The sequence below is a fragment of the Haloferax sp. SDI50 genome (genome assembly GCF_059802635.1).
The window spans coordinates 300,631-319,770 of sequence record NZ_JBPULL010000001.1 but is presented as its reverse complement, the minus strand read 5'-3'; the positions used below and the strand labels follow the sequence as shown (position 1 = coordinate 319,770).

The 19,140-nt window shown below is 67.1% G+C and carries 22 protein-coding genes; 11 read left to right on the top strand and 11 right to left on the bottom strand.

What is annotated here, in order from left to right; translation table 11 throughout:
- The first annotated feature begins 313 nt into the window (after positions 1 to 313).
- From glyA to ACSR87_RS01600, 4 genes are all read left to right on the top strand, one after another.
- Positions 314 to 1,561 carry a serine hydroxymethyltransferase gene (gene glyA, locus ACSR87_RS01615; protein ID WP_498529276.1) on the top strand — a complete coding sequence of 416 codons (1,248 nt, stop codon included), beginning with the start codon at positions 314 to 316 and terminating at the stop codon, positions 1,559 to 1,561.
- Between the two features lie 99 nt (positions 1,562 to 1,660).
- Positions 1,661 to 1,960, top strand: a complete 300-nt coding sequence (locus ACSR87_RS01610; RefSeq protein WP_498529275.1) for a DUF211 domain-containing protein — start codon at positions 1,661 to 1,663, stop codon at positions 1,958 to 1,960.
- Complete coding sequence (locus ACSR87_RS01605; protein WP_498529274.1) at positions 1,960 to 2,529, top strand: VIT1/CCC1 transporter family protein; 570 nt, start codon at positions 1,960 to 1,962, stop codon at positions 2,527 to 2,529. Before ACSR87_RS01610 ends, ACSR87_RS01605 begins: the two co-directional genes overlap by 1 nt.
- 99 nt (positions 2,530 to 2,628) lie before the next feature.
- Complete coding sequence (locus tag ACSR87_RS01600; RefSeq protein WP_498529273.1) at positions 2,629 to 3,522, top strand: bifunctional methylenetetrahydrofolate dehydrogenase/methenyltetrahydrofolate cyclohydrolase; 894 nt, start codon at positions 2,629 to 2,631, stop codon at positions 3,520 to 3,522.
- Between the two features lie 81 nt (positions 3,523 to 3,603).
- Here the strand turns inward: ACSR87_RS01600 and ACSR87_RS01595 are convergent, their stop codons facing one another.
- Together ACSR87_RS01595 and ACSR87_RS01590 are read right to left on the bottom strand one after the other, a co-directional pair.
- A complete protein-coding gene (locus ACSR87_RS01595; protein ID WP_498529272.1) occupies positions 3,604 to 3,837 on the bottom strand; it encodes a DUF7385 family protein in 234 nt (77 codons plus the stop codon).
- Between the two features lie 58 nt (positions 3,838 to 3,895).
- Complete coding sequence (locus tag ACSR87_RS01590) at positions 3,896 to 4,606, bottom strand: DUF7117 family protein (RefSeq protein WP_498529271.1); 711 nt, start codon at positions 4,604 to 4,606, stop codon at positions 3,896 to 3,898.
- Between the two features lie 144 nt (positions 4,607 to 4,750).
- On the opposite strand from ACSR87_RS01590, the gene ACSR87_RS01585 reads away from it, so the two are divergent.
- Both ACSR87_RS01585 and ACSR87_RS01580 read left to right on the top strand, forming a co-directional pair.
- Complete coding sequence (locus ACSR87_RS01585) at positions 4,751 to 4,897, top strand: DUF8555 family protein (RefSeq protein ID WP_004061251.1); 147 nt, start codon at positions 4,751 to 4,753, stop codon at positions 4,895 to 4,897.
- Positions 4,898 to 5,499: 602 nt separating this feature from the next.
- Entirely contained in the window at positions 5,500 to 5,787 is a 288-nt protein-coding gene (locus tag ACSR87_RS01580; RefSeq protein WP_004044685.1) for a PadR family transcriptional regulator, read from the top strand.
- A 14-nt stretch (positions 5,788 to 5,801) separates the two neighbouring features.
- Here the strand turns inward: ACSR87_RS01580 and ACSR87_RS01575 are convergent, their stop codons facing one another.
- Complete coding sequence (locus tag ACSR87_RS01575) at positions 5,802 to 7,070, bottom strand: AI-2E family transporter (RefSeq protein WP_498531016.1); 1,269 nt, start codon at positions 7,068 to 7,070, stop codon at positions 5,802 to 5,804.
- Between the two features lie 221 nt (positions 7,071 to 7,291).
- Between ACSR87_RS01575 and ACSR87_RS01570 the strand changes: the two genes are divergently transcribed.
- Positions 7,292 to 8,644, top strand: a complete 1,353-nt coding sequence (locus ACSR87_RS01570) for a class-III pyridoxal-phosphate-dependent aminotransferase (protein ID WP_498529270.1) — start codon at positions 7,292 to 7,294, stop codon at positions 8,642 to 8,644.
- 9 nt (positions 8,645 to 8,653) lie between these two features.
- On the opposite strand, the gene ACSR87_RS01565 is transcribed toward ACSR87_RS01570, so the two are convergent.
- From ACSR87_RS01565 to ACSR87_RS01555, 3 genes are all read right to left on the bottom strand, one after another.
- On the bottom strand, positions 8,654 to 10,066 hold the full coding sequence (locus ACSR87_RS01565; protein ID WP_498529269.1) for a transcriptional initiation protein Tat: 1,413 nt from the start codon (positions 10,064 to 10,066) through the stop codon (positions 8,654 to 8,656).
- A 66-nt stretch (positions 10,067 to 10,132) separates the two neighbouring features.
- Positions 10,133 to 11,113: a flap endonuclease-1 gene (gene fen, locus ACSR87_RS01560; RefSeq protein ID WP_498529268.1), complete on the bottom strand. Its 981-nt coding sequence runs from the start codon at positions 11,111 to 11,113 to the stop codon at positions 10,133 to 10,135.
- Between the two features lie 27 nt (positions 11,114 to 11,140).
- A complete protein-coding gene (locus tag ACSR87_RS01555) occupies positions 11,141 to 11,761 on the bottom strand; it encodes a GNAT family N-acetyltransferase (protein WP_498531015.1) in 621 nt (206 codons plus the stop codon).
- Positions 11,762 to 11,819: 58 nt separating this feature from the next.
- On the opposite strand from ACSR87_RS01555, the gene ACSR87_RS01550 reads away from it, so the two are divergent.
- Together ACSR87_RS01550 and ACSR87_RS01545 are read left to right on the top strand one after the other, a co-directional pair.
- Positions 11,820 to 12,401 carry a class I SAM-dependent methyltransferase gene (locus ACSR87_RS01550; RefSeq protein ID WP_498529267.1) on the top strand — a complete coding sequence of 194 codons (582 nt, stop codon included), beginning with the start codon at positions 11,820 to 11,822 and terminating at the stop codon, positions 12,399 to 12,401.
- A gap of 21 nt (positions 12,402 to 12,422) precedes the next feature.
- Complete coding sequence (locus ACSR87_RS01545; RefSeq protein ID WP_004061238.1) at positions 12,423 to 12,839, top strand: DUF3054 domain-containing protein; 417 nt, start codon at positions 12,423 to 12,425, stop codon at positions 12,837 to 12,839.
- 117 nt (positions 12,840 to 12,956) lie between these two features.
- Here the strand turns inward: ACSR87_RS01545 and ACSR87_RS01540 are convergent, their stop codons facing one another.
- Positions 12,957 to 14,324, bottom strand: coding sequence for an MFS transporter (locus tag ACSR87_RS01540; protein WP_498529266.1), 1,368 nt, complete (start codon positions 14,322 to 14,324; stop codon positions 12,957 to 12,959).
- Positions 14,325 to 14,552: 228 nt separating this feature from the next.
- Here ACSR87_RS01540 and ACSR87_RS01535 point away from each other — a divergent pair, with 228 nt between their 5' ends.
- Positions 14,553 to 14,801: a DUF8015 family protein gene (locus ACSR87_RS01535; protein WP_004044694.1), complete on the top strand. Its 249-nt coding sequence runs from the start codon at positions 14,553 to 14,555 to the stop codon at positions 14,799 to 14,801.
- 72 nt (positions 14,802 to 14,873) lie between these two features.
- A complete protein-coding gene (locus ACSR87_RS01530; protein WP_498529265.1) occupies positions 14,874 to 15,872 on the top strand; it encodes an ornithine cyclodeaminase family protein in 999 nt (332 codons plus the stop codon).
- Positions 15,873 to 15,887: 15 nt separating this feature from the next.
- On the opposite strand, the gene ACSR87_RS01525 is transcribed toward ACSR87_RS01530, so the two are convergent.
- The 4 genes from ACSR87_RS01525 to ACSR87_RS01510 form a co-directional block, all read right to left on the bottom strand.
- Positions 15,888 to 16,322, bottom strand: coding sequence for a DUF8215 family protein (locus tag ACSR87_RS01525; protein WP_498529264.1), 435 nt, complete (start codon positions 16,320 to 16,322; stop codon positions 15,888 to 15,890).
- A 62-nt stretch (positions 16,323 to 16,384) separates the two neighbouring features.
- Positions 16,385 to 17,455 carry an mRNA surveillance protein pelota gene (locus ACSR87_RS01520; protein WP_498529263.1) on the bottom strand — a complete coding sequence of 357 codons (1,071 nt, stop codon included), beginning with the start codon at positions 17,453 to 17,455 and terminating at the stop codon, positions 16,385 to 16,387.
- A gap of 71 nt (positions 17,456 to 17,526) precedes the next feature.
- Positions 17,527 to 18,222: a DUF4013 domain-containing protein gene (locus ACSR87_RS01515; protein WP_008578115.1), complete on the bottom strand. Its 696-nt coding sequence runs from the start codon at positions 18,220 to 18,222 to the stop codon at positions 17,527 to 17,529.
- A gap of 67 nt (positions 18,223 to 18,289) precedes the next feature.
- Entirely contained in the window at positions 18,290 to 19,012 is a 723-nt protein-coding gene (locus ACSR87_RS01510) for a DUF4013 domain-containing protein (protein WP_498529262.1), read from the bottom strand.
- Positions 19,013 to 19,140: the final 128 nt, after the last annotated feature.

Here is a 19,140-nt window from a genome sequence, read left to right as displayed (position 1 = left end):
ACGTATTCGAAATCGAGTTGTACCAACGCTGTATCGAGCGAATTGAGCTGCTAGTTTCAGAAATTTTACGTCTATCGAGGAGTGGGAAAATCGGTTTCGAACCGGGGGACTCGGTCGGAGCATCGTCGTCGCCCGCGGCGTCTGACCCGAGTCGTCTGTTCGGCCCGGAGACACGACGACAGAGGCGGGTCTCGCGCGTTCGTGTATCTGTTCACGGTAGCACGCCACAGAATATACACGGGTGTGCAACACAACACCGGCAGGCGTAGCCAAATGGGACACATTTATGCCGTAATTGGACCGGATACTACGTATGGACTACAGCCACGTCCGCGACGTCGACCCCGCCGTGGCAGACGCCCTCGACGGCGAGGTCGAACGCCAGCGCGACACGCTCGCGATGATCGCCTCGGAGAACCACGTCAGCGAAGCGGTCCTCGAAGCACAAGGGAGCGCGCTGACGAACAAGTACGCCGAGGGCTATCCCGGCAAGCGCTACTACGCTGGCTGTGAGTACGCCGACGACGTGGAGACCCTCGCCGTCGAGCGCGCGAAGGAACTCTGGGGCGCAGAGCACGTCAACGTGCAACCGCACTCCGGCACGCAGGCCAACATGGGCGTCTACCTCGCCATGCTCGACCCCGGCGACAAGATTCTCTCCTTGGACCTGACCCACGGCGGCCACCTGAGCCACGGCCACCCCGCGAACTTCACGGGCAAACTCTACGACGTCGAACAGTACGAAGTCGACGCCGAGACGGGCTACATCGACTACGACCAGCTCGCGGAGAAGGCCGCGTCGTTCGAGCCGGACATCATCGTCTCCGGCTACTCCGCGTACCCGCGCGCCGTCGAGTGGGAGACGATTCAGGAGGTCGCCGACGACGTTGACGCGCTCCACCTCGCCGACATCGCCCACATCACGGGCCTCGTCGCGGCCGGCGTCCACCCCTCGCCGGTCGGCGTCGCCGACTTCGTCACCGGCTCGACCCACAAGACCATCCGCGCCGGTCGCGGCGGCATCATCATGTGCGACGAGGAGTACGCCTCCGACATCGACAGCGCCGTCTTCCCCGGCGGCCAGGGCGGTCCCCTCATGCACAACATCGCCGGCAAGGCGGTCGGCTTCAAAGAGGCGCTCGAACCCGACTTCGAGGAGTACGCCCAGCAGGTCGTCGACAACGCGAAGGCCCTCTCCGAGACGTTCGAAGACCACGGCCTCAGCGTCGTCTCCGGCGGCACCGACACGCACCTCGTGCTCGTCGACCTCCGCGACTCGCACCCCGACCTCACCGGCGGCACCGCCGAGGAGGCGCTCGAATCGACGGGCATCGTGCTGAACGCGAACACCGTCCCCGGCGAGACGCGCTCGGCGTTCAACCCCAGCGGCATCCGCGCCGGCACGCCCGCGCTCACCACTCGCGGCTTCGGTGAAGACGAGATTCGCGAGGTCGGCGAACTCATCGTGAAGGTCGTCGACGCCCCCGAGGACGACGATGTGCTCGCGGAAGTCTCCGAGCGCGTGCAGGAACTCTGCGACGCCAACCCGCTGTACGAGTAAGCGACGCCCGCGGGCGACCGCCGCGGTCCGGCGCGTTCGGTTTTTCAAACCCCTCTCCCGAGTAACACTATTACCCGCGCCGCCGTATCGCCACTCGATATGGCTCCGATTCGTCGGCTCGTTCTCGACGTGTTGAAACCGCACAGCCCCTCGACGGTGGCGGTCGCCCGCGAGGTCGCGGACGCGGCCGGCGTGGCCGGCGTGAACGCGACGCTCCTCGAAACCGACCGCGAGGTGCAGAACCTCAGGCTCGTCGTGGAGGGCGAGGCCGTCGACGCCGACGAGGTCGAGCGCCGCGTCCGCGACCTCGGCGGGACGGTCCACTCGGTCGACGAGGTGGTCGCGGGCGAGACGCTGGTGGAGTACCGAAACCAGCCGCAGGACCCGTCGCCGTCGTGATGTTCGGTCGGCTCGGCGCGCTCCTGCGCGACGACCGCGTCCGCGCCATCTCCCGGCGGTACTTCGTCTCGAACGGCTTCGACGGCGCGCTGACCTGCATCGGCCTCGTCATCGGCGCGTACCTCACCGGCGTCACGGACGGGGTGACGGTCGTGGAAATCGGCGTCGGCGCGGCGGTGGGGCTGACGACCTCCGGCGTCTGGAGCGTCTGGGAGATAGAACGCGCCGAGAAGCGGGCCGAACTCGGGCGCATCGAAGACGCCATGCTGACCGACCTCGGCGGGACCGCGGTCGAACGCGACCAGGTCGCGGCGCGAGGAATCAACGCGGCCGCAAGCGGACTCGGCCCGCTCGTCGGCATCGTCGTCCCGCTGCTCCCGTTTCTCGCGGTCGGCACGCTACTGACGATGACCTGGGCAACGCTCGCCTCGGTCGGCCTCGGAACGGGCATCCTCTTTGCGTTCGGCGCGTACATGGGGTCGATATCGGAACAGCGGTGGTACGTCGCCGGCCTGCGGATGGCGCTGGCGGGCGTCGCGGTGGCCGCCGTGAATCTGCTGTTCGGGTGACCGAACATAACCATAGACGTGTATATTTTGCTTCGCTCGTCTCCAATAATACGCACAAATTCGAATCTTTGAAATGCCCGGAGCGCGCTGTCTGAGACAATGACGACCATCATCGACGGCAACGCCGTCGCCGAGGAGATTCGCGACGGGCTGGCCGACGCCATCGACGCGCTCGACGAGGCCGGCGTGAAGCCGGGGCTCGCCACCGTGCTGATGAGCGACGACGCCGCCAGCGAGACGTACGTCTCGATGAAACAGCGCGACTGCGAGGAGGTCGGCATCGAGGCGTTCGACTACGAACTCGACCCCGAGACGCCCGCCGACGAGCTGTACTCGCTCGTCGACGACCTCAACGACGACGACGAGGTCCACGGCATTCTCGTCCAGATGCCCGTCCCCGACCACGTCGACGACCGGACGGTCCTCCGCCGCATCGACCCCGCCAAGGACGTCGACGGCTTCCATCCCGAAAACGTGGGCCGTCTCGTCGCCGGAGACGCCCGCTTCAAGCCCTGTACGCCCCACGGCGTCCAGAAGCTCCTCGCCGCTGCCGACGTGGAGACCGAGGGCGCGGACGTGGTCGTCGTCGGCCGCTCGGACATCGTCGGCAAGCCGATGGCGAACCTGCTCATCCAGAAGGCCGAGGGCGGCAACGCCACGGTCACGGTCTGCCACTCGCGCACGGACGACCTCGCCGCGAAGACCCGCGAGGCCGACATCGTCGTCGCGGCCGCGGGCGTCCCCGAACTCGTCACCGGCGACATGCTCTCCGAGGGCGTCGTCGTCATCGACGTGGGCGTCAACCGCGTCGACGCGGACAACGAGAAGGGCTACGAGCTCGTCGGCGACGTGGAGTTCGACTCCGCGAAGGAGAAAGCCAGCGCCATCACGCCGGTCCCCGGCGGCGTCGGCCCGATGACCCGCGCGATGCTCCTCTGGAACACCGTAAAGGCCGCCGCCGAGGCCGAGGGCGTCGACGTCGACCTCCCCTGAGTTCGGAGCGGAACGCGAGCCCGCGCCCGCAGGCTGATTCGGCTCCCGGTTGGGCGCTGACGCCCGCCCAACCGATTTTTCTCACTCGTGGGTCGCCACGAGCAGTCTGTCGCCGTCCCGCCGGACGCAGAACCGGGTGCCGGCGTCCACGTCGAAGCTGTGGGCCTCGCGGTCGGAAATGAGCAGTTGCGAGAAGTCGTCGCCGCAGGCCGGACAGGCCACGCCGTCGCGGTTCTCGACGAGCATCGTGTCGCCGTCGTCGCGAAGCAGTTTCACCCGGTGGCGCACCTCGTGGACGTCGAATCCGCCAGTCATCGTCTGCGAAGGGTCGCCGCGGGGCAAAAACGTTCGGTGAACGCGGTGGTCGGCGGCCTCAGAACAGCGCCGCGAGCGTGTCTCGGGCCGACGCGAGCGCGTCGAGGTCGTCGTCGACGAGGGCGGTGTGAAGCTCGCGGGCGGCCTCGACGAGCGCCTCGGACTCCGACAGCGAGACGGCTCCGTCGAGCGCCTCGACGCGTTTGCGGTGGTTCGAGAGGGTTTCGAGCGTCGTCCTGACCTCGGGGTTCGGGTTGTCGTCGAGCCACGTCGAGAGGTCGCGACAGTAGGCGTCGATGGCCTCGGCGTAGGCGAGACCGCGGGCGTCGGTCATCGAGTCGGGCACGGCGTCCGGCGCGAGGCGTTCGCCCTCGTCGGCGCGTTGGAGCAGGCTGATGACGTAAAGCTGTTCGTCGTCCGTGGGTCGGTTCGACCGGGCGACCACGTCGACCGCGTGGAGGAGTTCGTGGGCCGCGAGCGGGGTGTCTCCGAGGGGGAGCAGTTCGCCCCCGCGGATGTAGCCCGTCTGCCGGACGTAGTCGCGGAGGTCGGATTTCAACGCCGGCGCGGCGTCTCGAATCGACCCGTCGCCGACGGCGGAGCGGTGCGCCGAGAGGTCGAGGTCGGTCTGCGTGGCGGTGTGGCGCTCCCTGCCGCCGACGCCGACGCTCCGGAGGCTCCCGCACTGCGGGCACGATACGCTTCCCGTCTCGTAGTACGACCATCGGTGGTCGCACTCCTTGCACTCGCGCTCGCCGCGTATCTCCATGCGACCGGGTTGGCTCCGACGGCGCAAAAGCACGGCGACCCGACGCGAGGCTGGTCGACCCGAAGCGGGACGGGTCGCACGACCGCGGGGTCGCCACCCGAGAGACCGCCGGGCTACATACGTCCGGCTGCCCACCGTCTGCGTATGCGAAGCGAATCCGAAGTTCGAGAGCAGTACGAGTTCCTGAAGGACGAACTCGACTCCGAGGAGATGCGGCACGAAGGAGTCAGAAAGCTCATGACGCACTACAAGCGGGCGCTCGGCTGGGTGTTGGAAGAAGAGCATATGTGACTAACCAAACATAACTCTTCGAACGGAACGAAATCGACGAACTCCGGAATTCGGCGCGTACGTACCACTCAGGTGGACAGTTAGCATCGTTGTCAACGCTTGGCATGCGTCGTTATCTTTAAGTGAAACCGAACAGTAGCCGTAAGTGACGCTTCGCTTTGGAGGGCCGAAGCGTCAGCGGGGACCAATTCAGGGCGGCATGCCGTGCCGGAGATTTCCGGCACGGCTTGCTTTCCTTCTGCGCGAAACTACGACCTGAGACCGGTAGGTCCGTCTCACTCGCCGTCCGAGTTCCTGATTCCGAGTCGGCCGACCGTCTCCCCGGAACTGTCGAGGATTCCCTCGACCGGCGGGGTTTTCGTTCCGAACAGCCATATCATGTTCATTGATAACAATCAACAATATTGTCGCGCAAATCACGAGAGTCGTCCAGCTGTGGACATATCCAGTCCTCGAAACGGACACTCCGGGATATTAGTAAGATGAATAACATAATCGCGTCCAGAAGATTTCGGAGACTGGCGCGGTTTCGAGGGTGAATCGTCGGTCGAGGCCGATATGCTTATCTGAATTAGACAGTAACATACGAGTCGAATTTACCGATGTACGACCTGACAGGATTCCAGCGAGACCTGCTGTACGTCATCGCTGGTCTCGAAGAGCCGCACGGACTCGCCATCAAAGAAGAACTCGAAGCCTACTACGAAAAGGAGATTCACCACGGGCGGCTCTATCCCAACCTCGACACGCTCGTCGAGAAGGGGTTGGTCGACAAGGGCCAGCGCGACCGCCGAACCAACTACTACACGCTTACCCGCCGCGGTCGCCGCGAGATTAAGGCCCGCGACGAGTGGGAAGCGGAGTACGTCCCCGAAGACTTCGAGGCGTGAGCGAACGACCCGGGCTACCCGTCGACGCCGGCGTCGGACGGCGACCGCGAGTCTCGGCCTGACCTCGTCTCGTCCCGGTCGGTAAACGTCTCCGGAACGTCCGACTCGCCCTCCGACGACCGTTCGGTTTCGGCTGGCTCTCGCTGCGTGTCGTCCGCCTCGTCAGCGGTTAGCTCCTCGACCGGCGGGCCGTCGACCAGGTGTCCCGGGTCGACCATGTACGGTCGAATCGGCTTTCCGGCCAGTAGCTCCGGCAGGACGAGTCGGACGAAGTTCACGAACAACACGAGTATCATCGGCATGAGGAAGATGCCGTACCAGCCGAAAAGCAGCGGGCCGAACGTGTACGCGAGCATCACGGCTCCGACGTGGAGGCTCCGGCCGGAGACGTACGGCCGGAGCACGAGGTCCGGAATCGTGTCCACGATGACGAACGAGACGGCGGCGAAAAGCAGGACGAACCAGAGTCCGGGCGGGTTCGCAATCGCCGCTTCGAGTCCCATGTAGCCCGCGATGGGGACGTAGACGAGCTTCATGCCGACGACGGGGATGAGGCTCGCCACGCCCGCGAGCAGCCCGATGAGCGCCGGCGCGGGGATGCGGACGCCCGTCGGCGCGAGGACGTTCAAAAGCGAGTACGCGATGACGCCGATGGTGCCCGTGAGGATGGCGTTGAGGATGTTACCGAAGAAGATGCTGTTGAAGTCGCGGTCCACGCCGCGCATGTAGGCTTCGAGGATACCGTGGTCGTCGGCGAACATCGACTGGCCCCACCGTCGCAGGCGGTGGCCGTCGCGGAGGAGGTAGAACGCGAACGCAATCATGACGAACAGGTGAATCGCACCGACGCCGAGGAAAGCGAACGTGTTGGCGGCGACGCTCAGCGAGTCGAACACCGAGCCGAGCGCCTCGGGCGTCAGCACCGACCGGAAGTCGTACTCCAACAGCGCCTGCGGGCTGGCGATTCCTTCCAACAGCGTCGGGTCGATGCCGTAGGCTTCGAGGTCGATAGGCACCTCGTCGGTCGAAAGGCGGTCGGCGTACCGCAGGAACTCGCGGAGCGCGATGGTCGCGGCGTAGACGACGAGGCCGAGCACGGGAAGTGCGAGGGCGAAAAGCGCCACGGCGGCCGCCAGACTCGGGGGTTTCACCCGGCGACGAATCCGCCGGTAGATGGGCCGCGTGGCGTAGTAGATGAAGAGCCCGAAGACGAACGTCCCGATAAAAGAGTAGACGACGTAGGTGAGCGCACCCGCGAGGACCAACGCGAGCGACCACCACATCGCGCGGGAGCGCTGGATGTCAGGGAGAGCCATACCCAACCACGGACGCGGAGGCATCAAAAGCCTATCGCGGGAGCGACAGGTCACGACGGAACGCCGTCACGACCGGCCGCCGAAGCCGTCAGTTCGCGCGGCGAAACCGACCGACTCGACCGAGGGGCGGCCGATATTGCATCAATAATAACGAACATCTTAACATATGTGTCGCCGTACCGAGTCGCATGGACCGAGAGACGGCGGTGCCACGCGTCGATTCGATGCCCGGCGAGAAAGCGCGCGAGTGGGTCGCGTACCACCACGAACACGCCGCGCCGAGCACGTACGTCTACGACTTCGTCTGGGACATCACCGCGGAGTCGGAAGGCCCCTTCTGCACCGACGTCGACGGCAACGTCCTCCTCGATTTCACGAGCCACGTCGCGGCCGCGCCGCTCGGCTACAACAACCCGAAGCTCATGGACCGCATGGCCGAGTTCGACCTCGTCGACCCGACGAAAATCGCGGGTCAGGACTTCTACGTCAGCGACGGCTCCGCGCCCGGCGAGGAGCGACTCCCCGGCCCCGCCGCGCTCATGGACAGACTGACCGACCTCACGAGCCACTACGGCATGGACACGGTGTTCCTGTCGAACTCCGGGGCCGAGGCCGTCGAGAACGCCATCAAAATCGCCTACGACCACGCCGACGGCGCGAAGTACGGCATCACCTTCGAGGGCGCGTTCCACGGCCGCACCCTCGGCGCGCTCTCGCTCAACCGCTCCAAGTCGGTCTACCGCCGCACGTTCCCCGAGATTTCGGGCGTCCTCGACGTGCCGTTCTGCGACGACCGGACCTGCTCGCCCGAGACGTGTTCCTGCGGCTTCTTCCCCGACGCCGACAGTGCCGTCTCCAAACTCCGGCAGAAGCTTCACCCGAAGAAAGGTCACATCGACGCCGACGAGGTCGCCTACGTCATCGTCGAACCGATACAGGGAGAGGGCGGCTACCGCTTCCCCTCCGACGCCTTCGCCGAGGAACTCGCCGCCGTCGTCGACGACTACGACCTGACGCTCATCGCCGACGAGATTCAGACCGGCGTCGGCCGCACCGGCGAGATGTGGGGCTCTGACCACTACCCGCTGGAGCCCGACATCATCACCGGCGCGAAGGGCCTCCGCGTCGGCGCGACGATTTCGAACGACGAGCTATTCCCCGACGAGACCTCGCGACTCTCCTCGACGTGGGGCGCGGGCGACATCGTCTCCTCGATGCAGGGCGTGTTCACCCTCGAAGCAATCGAAGAGTACGACCTGCTCGACAACGCCGTCGCCCGCGGCCGACAGTTCATCGAGCGGATGCGCGACGACGCACCCGAAACCGTCGTCGACGTGCGCGGCAAGGGCCTGCTTCTCGCCGTCGAGTTCGACACCAACGCACGCCGCGACGCCGTGCAGGAAGCCGCCCTCAAGCGCGGCCTCCTCACTCTCTCGTGCGGCTACAAAGTGCTTCGAATCCTCCCGCCGCTCGACGTGACCGCCCGCGAAATCGACCTCGGCGCGACGATGCTGGTAGACGCCATCGAGGACGTGTCGTAACGGGGTCGGTCAGGTCGCGTCGCGGTTGACGACTGGTTCGACCACGTTCCCGAGTTCGCGCATCATCCCGGCACCGACGAGATAGTACACCGCCGATTCGACGCGCTCTTTCCACGCGGGACCGTCACCCATTTCGAGACTCACGTCGCCGGCGCGGATAATGCTCGCCGCCTCGCTGGCGACGACGCCCGCGATGGGTGAGTCGTACTCGTTGCGGACGCGCCGGAACTCGCGCATTGCTCGGCGTTTCGCTCGGAACGACCGGCCGGAGTCGTAGTCGGTGTCGCCGGGTTCCACGTCGAGGGCGTCGAGCGCGAAGTCGTGGGCACGCCGCGCGAGCAGTGTGCGAGCGGTGTCGACGTACTGCTTCGCGGTCAGTCCGCGTTCGTAGTCGCCGGCGTATCTGGCGTCGTTGTCGAAGCAGAGCGTGAACAACTCCCACCGGGCGGCCCCGTAGGGCGTAGATTGGTCCAGGTCGCGTTCTTCTTCGATTGTGGTCCGAATCTCGCTCCGACGCGGGTACTCGTCGATTCGAGTCCAGAACGTGTCGATGGCGTCAGCGAGTCGGTCTCGGTACGGGGTCGCGTCGTCTCCGAGATTCGCTCGGTACTGCTCGCGATGATGGCGGGCGGTCCGGAGGCGCTGTTGTGCCTGCAACTGCGAGCCCCACTCGCCGGCGAAGTCGTGTGCCGAGTAGTCTATCGACTCGCCGCCGTCGTCTAAATCGTCCCAGCTTATCTCGATGCGCGCGAACGAGAGGAGTCGCTCGATTGAGTAGAGATACGCGAGGTCGCGGCCGGGGGCGGAAACGCGGTACTCGGAGACTGACGCGGCGAAGTCGTCAATCTCCTGTTCCAGTTCGCGGCCGCGCTCGACGAGGAACTCGGGGTCGTCGTCTCCGAGCGCGACGGTCGCGTAGCCGACCGTCTCACCGGCGTACTGAAGCCCGGAAGTCGCAGACCGGAGTCGGTCTCGGGCGCTTCCCAAGTCCTTCGCAGATTCGAGGTGACCGCCCGCCGGCGACCCGCGAAGGTGAAACCGCATCTCCTCGTCCACCGAATCGAGGTCGATGCGCGAGCGGAGTTGCTTCGCCTGCTCGACGGTCTCTTCGAGTCGCCGCACCGCCGCGTCGGCGTGCTCGTCGCTCACCGGCGGCCGCCAGACGTAGTTGCTCGGCAGGTCGGGGTACACCGTCGTCAGCCAGTCCGTAATCGGGTCGGGGAGCCACGTCGGCCTGAACCAGCCGATACCGCCGACCGCGCCCGCGCCGCCGACGAGGCCGAGCAGTTGGCGGCGCGAGAGCGAAGAGCGGTCGTCGGAGTGGGGCGCGTCGGAAGAGGAGGCGGAATCGGTGTCGGCGTCGTCGCGGGCGCGGACGGCCTCGGAATCGTCGTCTGTGGAAGGGGCGTCGGAGGGGGACACACGCCGGAGTTCCGAACCGGCCCGTGTAAACGTGTCGGCGGACTGTCGGCTCGGCGCGAACGCGGCCTACGTCCAGCGGTCGAGGCCGGTCTGCGTGACCGACTCCTCGATGCGCTCGAAGCCGCGGCGGACCTCCTCGGGGTCGACCTCCCACGTCTCGGTGACGAACTCGCGGGCGGCGGCCACGTCCGGGTCGATGTCGGTGTCGTAGCCGTAGTCGTCGGTGACCGGCGGGTCCAAGAAGAACTCGCGCACCCGGTCGGCGTTGGGGATGGTGTCGCCGCGGGCTTCGAGGACCGACCAGAGGTCGCCGTGTTCCGTGACGGCTTTCACGGCCGTCTTCGGTCCGATTCCCGTGATACCCTCGTTGAAGTCGGTCCCGCAGAGCATGGCGATATCGACGAGTTGCTCGTGGGTGATGCCGTGTTTGTCGAGCGTCGCGTCGAGGTCCATCAGCTCGGGGTTCCCCTTGCTCGTCAGTTGTCGGAGCGTGTAGGGCGCGCCGAACAGGAGCGTGTCGTAGTCCTCGCTGCCCACGTAGTCGGCGTCGCCCTTACGGGCCATGTAGGACGCCTGCGCCTCGCCCTCGGCGGGCGCTTCGACCACGGGCACGTCCAGAAGCGAGAGGAGTTCGCGACTAGTGTCCTGAATCGTCTCGGTGAGCCGCTGGGTCCGGGCTTCCATCCGGGCGGCCTCGACCGCGTCGCCCGCCTCACGCGCCGCTTCGAGCCGTTCCTCGGCCTTCTCGCGCTGTTCGCGGCGTTTCGCCACCTCGTCGTCTTTCATCTCGGTGACGCCGCCGTCGAAGACGAAGACGGGCGTCAGGTCGTGTTCGAAGAACTTGGGGAGCCCTTGGACGATGCCGACGAGGTTGGCGACCTCTTCTCCCGCGTCGGTGGTGTACTTCTCCGAACTCGTCCACTTGACCGTCGTCGTGAGATAGCGGTACAGCCAGTTGTGGGCGTCGACGGCGACGACGCTCCCGGACACCTCGTCGAACGACACCTCGGAGAGCGCGGCGAGCGTCCGCAGGTCTGCGTTTCCCATTTGCTCGGCCTTCGGGGGCCGAGGGTTTCAATCGTCCGAGTGAAGGCGGTCGGTTTCGGGGGGTCCCACGCCCTCTCGCTCTGCGAGAAACGCCCGCTCCGGGTCGTCGAGGTCGCGGGCGCGATAGCGGTCGAGTCCGGACTGGTACGCCTCGCGAGAGACCGCCGCGGGCGCGCCGGCGGGGCGCTCCAGCACCAACTCGGCGAAGCCCGTTTCGCGGCCCGTGAAGCCGAACCCGGCCTTGTGGCACGCCTCGTAGGCGAAGGGGTTGTTCGCGGCGATGCGGACCGTCTCGTAGCCGCGGTCGGCGGCGGCGTCGCAGGTCCGGCGGAGAAGGTCGGGGCCGAGTCCGTCCCCCCGGCGGTCCCGTCGGACCGTGACGTACCGGAACCAGAGCGTCGTCGGGTCCGTCCGGTCCTCGTTGAACGCGACCGCGGCGACCACGTCCTCGGCCAGCGGCGGCAGGGAATCGGGACCGCCGGTCGGCGCGGGTCGGTCGTCGTCGAGGGGCGGCAGGGAGTCGTCGGGGTCGCGGAGCACCGTCTTTCCCGTCGCCGCGGTGACGAACTTCCCCGCGTAGGCGAACCGCCGGTAGTCGAGGCGGAGTCGCGGCCCGTCTTCGGGCCACCCGAGCAGGTCGAACTCCATGGCCGAACTGGGGTCGCCGCGCGCAAGAACCTTCCCCGGCGGAGCCGTGGCGTCTGCCATGCACGGCGCTGGCGACGTTCGGTTCTTCGACCGCTTCGCACCCGTCTACGACCTCGTGATGCCGCCGGCCGACCCCGGCGCGCTCGGCACCGCGCTCGACCGCGCCGACCGGGATGTCGAGCGCGTCGTCGACATCGGCGGCGGTTCCGGGCGGGCGACCCTCGCGCTCGACGTTCCCGAGCGAATCGTCCTCGACCGCTCGGCCGGGATGCTCCGCCGGGCGCGCCAGCGGGGTCTCGACTGCGTCCGCGGCGACGCACGGGAACTCCCCTTCGCTGACGACGCCCTCGACGCCGTGACCGTCGTGGACGCCTTCCACCACATGCCGAACCAGCGGAGCGTCGCCGAGGAGGTCTTCCGCGTGCTCGCGCCCGGCGGGGTGTTCGCCGTCAACGAGTTCGACCCCGAGACGCTCCTCGGCCGGGGCCTGGTCGCCGCCGAGCGCGTCGTCGGCTTCGGGTCGGCGTTCGCCGCGCCCGACGAACTCGTGCGCTTTCTCGAACGCGTCGGCTTCGAGGCCGAGGTGGTCGAACGCGGCTTCGAGTACACGGTGGTCGGAAAAAAACGGGAAAGCCATTAGGGGGGCGACGAATCCACGCCTATGGCAACCTCGACGTCGTTCTTAGAGGAGCGACTCGATGCCGGGGCGTTACCCATCGCCGTGGGCGACGTGCTCGCCATCTTCCTCCTCGTCACCGTCGGCGTGATTCAGCACAACGGAGTGTCGTACCTCTCGGCCGACCCGGTCGGCTGGGTGCTTACCGCGGTCCCGTTCCTCATCGGGTGGCTCGTCACCGCTCCGCTGTTGGGCGCGTACTCACCAGGCGCGGCGGAATCAGCGAAATCGGCCGTCCCGCTCGGCGTCCGCTCGTGGCTCGCGGCGACCGTCGTCGGCATGGCGATTCGCTGGACGCCGCTTTTCGAAGGCGGCGTCGAACTCACGTTCGTCGCGGTCATGCTGGTGCTCGGCTCCGTCGCCCTCGGCGTCTGGCGGACGCTGTACTTCAAGCTCGTCTGAGCGTCGAACGCCGAGCGCCGAGTTCGGACCTCCCGAACCGCACCGGGGAACCGACCGAAACCGTATTTTCTGCCGGCCGTCCCGCCCGACCCGGAGGGCCTCCCGCTCGACCCGGAGTTAGGCGGGCGTCGGCCGCCGTCGCAACAGCGTCACGCCGAGGAGCGTCGCGGCCGCCGCGAACCCCGCGAGGACCGCGAACAGCGCCGTCGAATCAGCGACCGTGAGGATGTAACCGGCGATAGCGCCGCCGAGCGCACCGACGCCGAACACGCCGAGGTAGGTAAAGCCGTAGGAGAGCCCTCGAAGCCCGGCGGGCGTGTACTCCGCGACGGTGGCTTGGTAGAACGGCTGGACCATGAACAGGAAGAAACCGAGCAGTGCACAGACGGCGAGGAGCGGGCCGACGCCGAGACTCGCCACGGGGAGGAAGGCGACGGCGATGACGGCGAGCGCGCCGAAGCCGGCGACGATGCCGCGCTCGGTCCTGATGCGGTCGGTGAGCTTGCCGCCGACGTACTGCCCGAAGACGCCGACCGTCAGGAGGCCGGCGTAGACGAACAGTTCCACGTCGAGCGTCGGCGCGCGGCCGGCCGACCCGGAGACGAGGCCGGCGGGCAGGAGCGCCGACACCGGAATCGGCTCGATGCCGATGACCGAGCCGAGGAGGTCCGGCAGGAACGTCGTGACGCCGCGGTAGTAGAGCCCCGAGAACATCACGAGCGCGAAGACGAGCGCGAAGCCGCCGGCGAAGAGGTGCTTCGACTGCGAGACCAGTTCCGCGAACGACTCGACGCCCGCGCCGGCTTTGCCGTCGCCGCCGGTGTCGCCATCGCCGGGGTCACCGCCCTCACCGCCGTCGGCCGCGGCGACCGCGGCCTGTTCTTCGAAGTTGGCGCGGGTGGCGAGCGCGGCGGCCGCGAGCGCCGGGAGCGCGAGCACGCCGGCGACGAGATGCCAGTCGAAAAACAGCAAGAGGAGCGCGGTGAGAAACGGACCGAAGCCGATGCCGATGTTGCCGGCGATGCCGTGGTAGGCGAACCCGGTCCCGCGTTCCTCGACGCCGGTGCTGATGAGGCGGAGTCCGGCGGGGTGGTAGACGCTGGCCGCCGCGCCCCAGACGAGGAGCGCGAGCGCGACGACGACGAGGTTCGGTGACAGCGCGAGCAGGACGAACGACCCGGCCATCCCGAGGAGGCAGGCGACGATGAGACGCTTGGAGCCGACGCGGTCGACGAGGATGCCGCCGGGGAGCGCCCCGAGCCCGAACAGCGCGAAGCCGAGTCCCGTCATCACGCCCAGCGAGGCGGTCGTGACTGGCACCGTCGCGAGACCGAGGTCGATGCTCGCGAACTCCCCGAGCCAGATGGCTACGAAGATGGGGATGGACAGTTCGTACGTGTGGACCATCCCGTGGGCGAGCATCACCAACGCGACGATGGAGCGGTCGTTACGGTTCACGTCTCCGGCCACGGTACCGACTCCCATAACCGTGTGGAGTTCCGGCAGCCGACGCGAGTCCCGGACCGACTGTTCGGGCGAGAGGCACAATCCACAGTATCGAATCTGTGATGTTATTTGTAGCGTTCAACCCCGTCGCCGTCGTTCGATTATTCGCTCATAAGTTATGAGAAAGCTACTCAGTGGTCACAAAAACAGTATCAGTCATCTATGGGAAAGAATTATACCACTTACGTCCGTAGTATAGTATATATTATGACCGGATATTACGACTACATTCTTGGGCTCATCCCGCTCGCACTCCTCGGCATCACCGGCACGCTTACCGTCGCCGGGTTGCAGTTGACCACGGCAGTGCCGATGGCTGCGGGCGTGGCCGCGCTCCTCACCGGCCACGCGCTCTTCGTGAACGGGCCCTCGTCGCCGTCTCCGTCCCGCCTCAACGAACACGCCGGTCCCAACGCCGCTGACGCGCCTTCTCCGTCGGTCCTCGACGCCGACTAATCCCTATCGCACGCCCGCCCGGCTGGTTCGCCGGCCCGCAGGGTTTTGACCGCAGGTCTCGTTTTTCCGACCATGACAGCGACGTTGTTCCTCACGAGCGACGAGATTAGCGGACTGGCGACGCCGGCCGAGTACGTCGAGGCCGTCCGCGGGGGCTACCGACAGCGCGGCGAGGGCGCGCCGGCCGAGCCGCGGACGAAGCTGTTCAACCGGGAGCCGCCGGGCATGCTCACCTCCTACGCGGCCGTGTTGCCCGAGACGGGCGCGATGGGCGGTTACATGTACTCCGCCGGCTTCGGCGCGGAGGACGCGTGGTTCATGACGCCGCTTTTCGACGCGGAGAGCGGCGAGCCGCTGGCGCTCCTCGACGGCGCGAGCATGAACCCCTTCAAGACCGGCGCGGCCGGCGGCGTCGCCATCGACGCCCTCGCCCGCGACGACGCCTCGACGCTCGCGCTCATCGGGAGCGGCGCGCAGGCCCGCGGACAGCTTCGGGCCGCCGCAGCCGTCCGTGACCTCGACAGCGTCTGGGTCTACTCGCCGACGAAGGAGAGCCGCGAGTCGTTCGCGGGCGAGATGGACCGCACGCTCGACGCCAGCGTCGCGGCCGTCGCCTCCAGCGCCGCGGCCGTCGAGGGCGCGGACATCGTCGTCACGGCCACGACCGCCACGGACCCGGTGTTCGACGGCGACCTGCTCGAACCCGGCACGCACGTCACCGCGATGGGTCAGTACCACCCCGAAAAGCGCGAACTCGACGAGACGACCATCGAGCGCGCGACGTACGTCCCCGACCTCCGCGAGCGCGCCACGATGGACGCCGGGTCGTTCCTCGCCGCCGTCGAGGCCGGCGTCGTCGACGAAGACCACATCCACGCCGAACTCGGCGAGGTCGTCGCGGGCGTCGCCGCCGGCCGCGAGGACAGAGAAGAGATAACTGTCTTCGACAGCGGCGGCACGGGCATCGAGACGGTCGCCGCGGCGCACATGCTCTACGAGAAGGCGCGCGACGAGGGACTCGGGACGACCATCGACTTCTCGCCGGCGAGTGAGTCGCTCACCGGGCAGTAAGCGTCGGCGGGCCGGTCACACCGTCAGGCGTGCGACCCGCTCGGTCCCGGCGAGGACGACCGGGACGAACGCCAGCGCGCCGACGCCGACGACCGCCGGGACGACGACACCCGGCCAGAACGCGCCCAGTTCGGTCTGCGCGAACGCGCCGAGCAGGGCCGTGCCACCGACGACGAGGCTGTAGTACGCCGAGCGAATCGGGAGCGTCGGCAGGTGACCGGGGCGCGGCCACGACCCGGTTCTGACGTAGCCGCCGCGGAAGGTGCCGACGGCGACGGCGCTCGCCGCGAGGGCGGTGAGGCCGGACAGCGACACCGCGGCTCTAGGCGTCGCGAAAAGCAGAATCCAGAGGGTCGGAATCGCCAGTACCGACACCTCCCACGCGGCGAAAAACACCCGGTCGAGCCAGCGGTCGACCCGCTTCGTCGCCTCCGAGAGCCCCCTCCGCATCACGACTAGACGTTGGTTTCCCGCGGCTAAACGGTTTCTCCGGCGGTGGCGGCGGAGGCGGGCTACTGGAGCCGGTACCGGAGGACTGCGGCGATGCCGCCGAGGTTCTTCAACTGCTCGCCGGGCTGGAACTCCGCGGAGAACACGGTGACCTCGCCGCCCTTCTGTTCGACCGAGTCGATGATGTCGTTCACGTCCACGTCCCAGTCGCCGTCGCCCTGTCGCTCCGCGCGGAGCCGGGAGTCGAGGAGGAGCAGGTGCTCGACCGCGCCGAAATCCGCGGCCTCCGCGACCTGTTCGACGCCGTAGGCCGCCTTCGCGCCCGTCGAGATGTTCTCCATCAGTTCGTCGATGAGGTTGGCCTCCTCGGCGATGCGGGTCTGTTTCTGCACGTCGTCGACCGCGCCGCGCTTGAGCACCTCGTGGACGCCGCGGTCGCCGACGCCGGCGGTGTCGACGGTCGTGACGATGGTCTCCGCGACTTCGGGGAAGTCGTTCTCGAAGTAGTCCATCGCGTCGTTCTTCGTGAAGCCCGGCCCGGCGAGGATGATGGCGTCCACCTCGAGGTGCGACAGCGCGGACCCGAGTTCGTCGAACAGTTCGGACCGCGGGCGGGCGTACTCGCCTTTCCCCGTCGGCTTCGTGAGCGAGGCGTACTCCTCGGTGCCGTACTGGGCGACGGTGTGGATGTAGGCCGCGCCCTCCTCGACGGTCGCGATGGCCACGTCGGGGTTCTCGGCGGCCTGTTCGGCCGTCTCGATGCGGTCTATCTGGTCTGCTTTGAACTGTTTCTCGATGGTTATCTCGGCGCGCTCCTCGACGTTGAGCGTGTGGTGGTGGCCGAGCTGGTCCTCGCGGGAGCAGGAGACGATGACGCCGCCGACGCGGAGTCGGTTGGCGAAGCGGGCGAACTCCACGTCGTCGACCTCGATGGTGACGTTGAGGTGCTCGCGCTCGCCGCCGGTGTCCCGCATCTGCTCGTCGTCGCGCTGGATGCGGCGGGTGGTGTCGCCGGAGACGAGGTCACCCGGTTCGAGGACGTACGAGAGGTGCCAGAGGTCGTCGACGTTCTCGGGGACGAGCGTGATTCGCTCGCGCCCCTCCTCGCCGCGACCGCGGCTCGAAATGCGCATACACGTCCGGTCGTCGGGGAACGGAAAAGAGTCCTGCTATCGCGGGCCCCCGCAATCGCTACCGAGCTACCCTACCATCCGGTCGACTGTCGGCCCTTGCCGGTGGCGTCGGCGAAGCCGCGCGCCCACAGGTAGTACGTCATCACCTGCACGTAGAACAGGACGAAGAAGCCGACGACGATGGCCGAGAGGAGACCACCGATGAAGCCGAGCACGACCGTGACGACGAGCGCGAGCAACCACGCGACGGCGTACTCGCCGGTGAACGCGCCGGAGAGGATAGTGCGCACGTCGAAGCCGGCCCCGAGGTTGCCTTCGATGGCGAAGTTCGCTCCGGCGGCCGGCCCGATGTAGGCCGCGAGGAGTCCGAGCACGAACACGAGGAGGCCGAGGACGAGCGAGGCGATACCGAGCCCGACGCCGCCCGCGGAAGACGCCGCCGCACTCCCCGTCGCCGCCTCGGAGACCGTGAACGTGCCGATGCCGATGATGACCGAGAGGAGTATCGCCGGGACGATAGCCACTAACGCCCAGACGAACGTCACCACGAACAGCTTCAGGCCGTCGACGAACAGTTCGCCCCAGTCCGTGAATGAGGGCGCGGCCTGCTCGCCGTTCGCGGCCGCCCGCATCGCCCTGACGAAGTAGCCTTGGAGGATAATCCCTGGGAATATCAACACAGAGAGCAGCCAGAGAACCCCGCCGATAATGGTCGTCGCAACCCAGTCGTCGCTTCGTTTGAGAAACCACAGCGCGTCGGAGAGCATACCGTTGGGGTGTCGCGGCGCTATCGGCTTAGATATTCCGTCGAAAATTCGAATTCTCGCTGATAGTTCAGACGGCGGGCTGTTCGCCCGGCGTCTCGCCTTCGTCCATCATCTCGACCTCGTGGAGTTCGCCCCACGTCTGGCCGATGATGTAGTAGGCGGCGACGGCCGCGTAGAACGCGACGAACGGGCCGAGGACGAAGCTGAGCAGTTGCCCCAACAGCGGAATGACGTTGAGCAGGCTGAGGACGACCGACACGGCGAACAGCACCACGAAGGCGGTGAGCCACGCGGTGGCGTACTTGCCCGAGGTGAGCACGGGTCTGAGCGCGCCGACGTCGAAGGCGGACCCGAGTCGGTCGGTCTCAGCGTAGTTGGCCAGTGCCGCCGGGACGACGTAGGCGGCGAGCAGGCCGAGCACCAGCGAGACGAGGAGCCCGACGAGAGTCACGATGCCGCCGAAGATGCCCGCGGTGTCGGAGCCACCGCCGACAAAGATGCCGATGATGGCCGACCCGACGAACACGCTCATGATGATGAGCGGGAGGACACTGTAGACGAACGCGATGGCGAAGCCTTTCACGCCGTCGACGGCCATGTCACCCCAGTCGTCGAACACCGGCGGTTGCTCGTCGCCCTTCATCGTCGCGCGGACGACGCGGAGCAGATAGCCAATGACGAGGAACGTCGGTACGATGAGGAACCCAAGGAAACTGAGCACCCCACCGATGAGGACTGTCTTGAGCCAATTCTCGTCGTTGCGAGGATACGAAAGTGATTCTGAAATCATGATGTTTCACCGAGCGCCACCACCCACCCACCGGCCGTTCGGCCGCGTGAGAACCGCGGGTTGACACGCGCGCTCGAAGCAACATTACGACGAGAAAGTATATAATCTTGTACCCGACGTGACCGAAT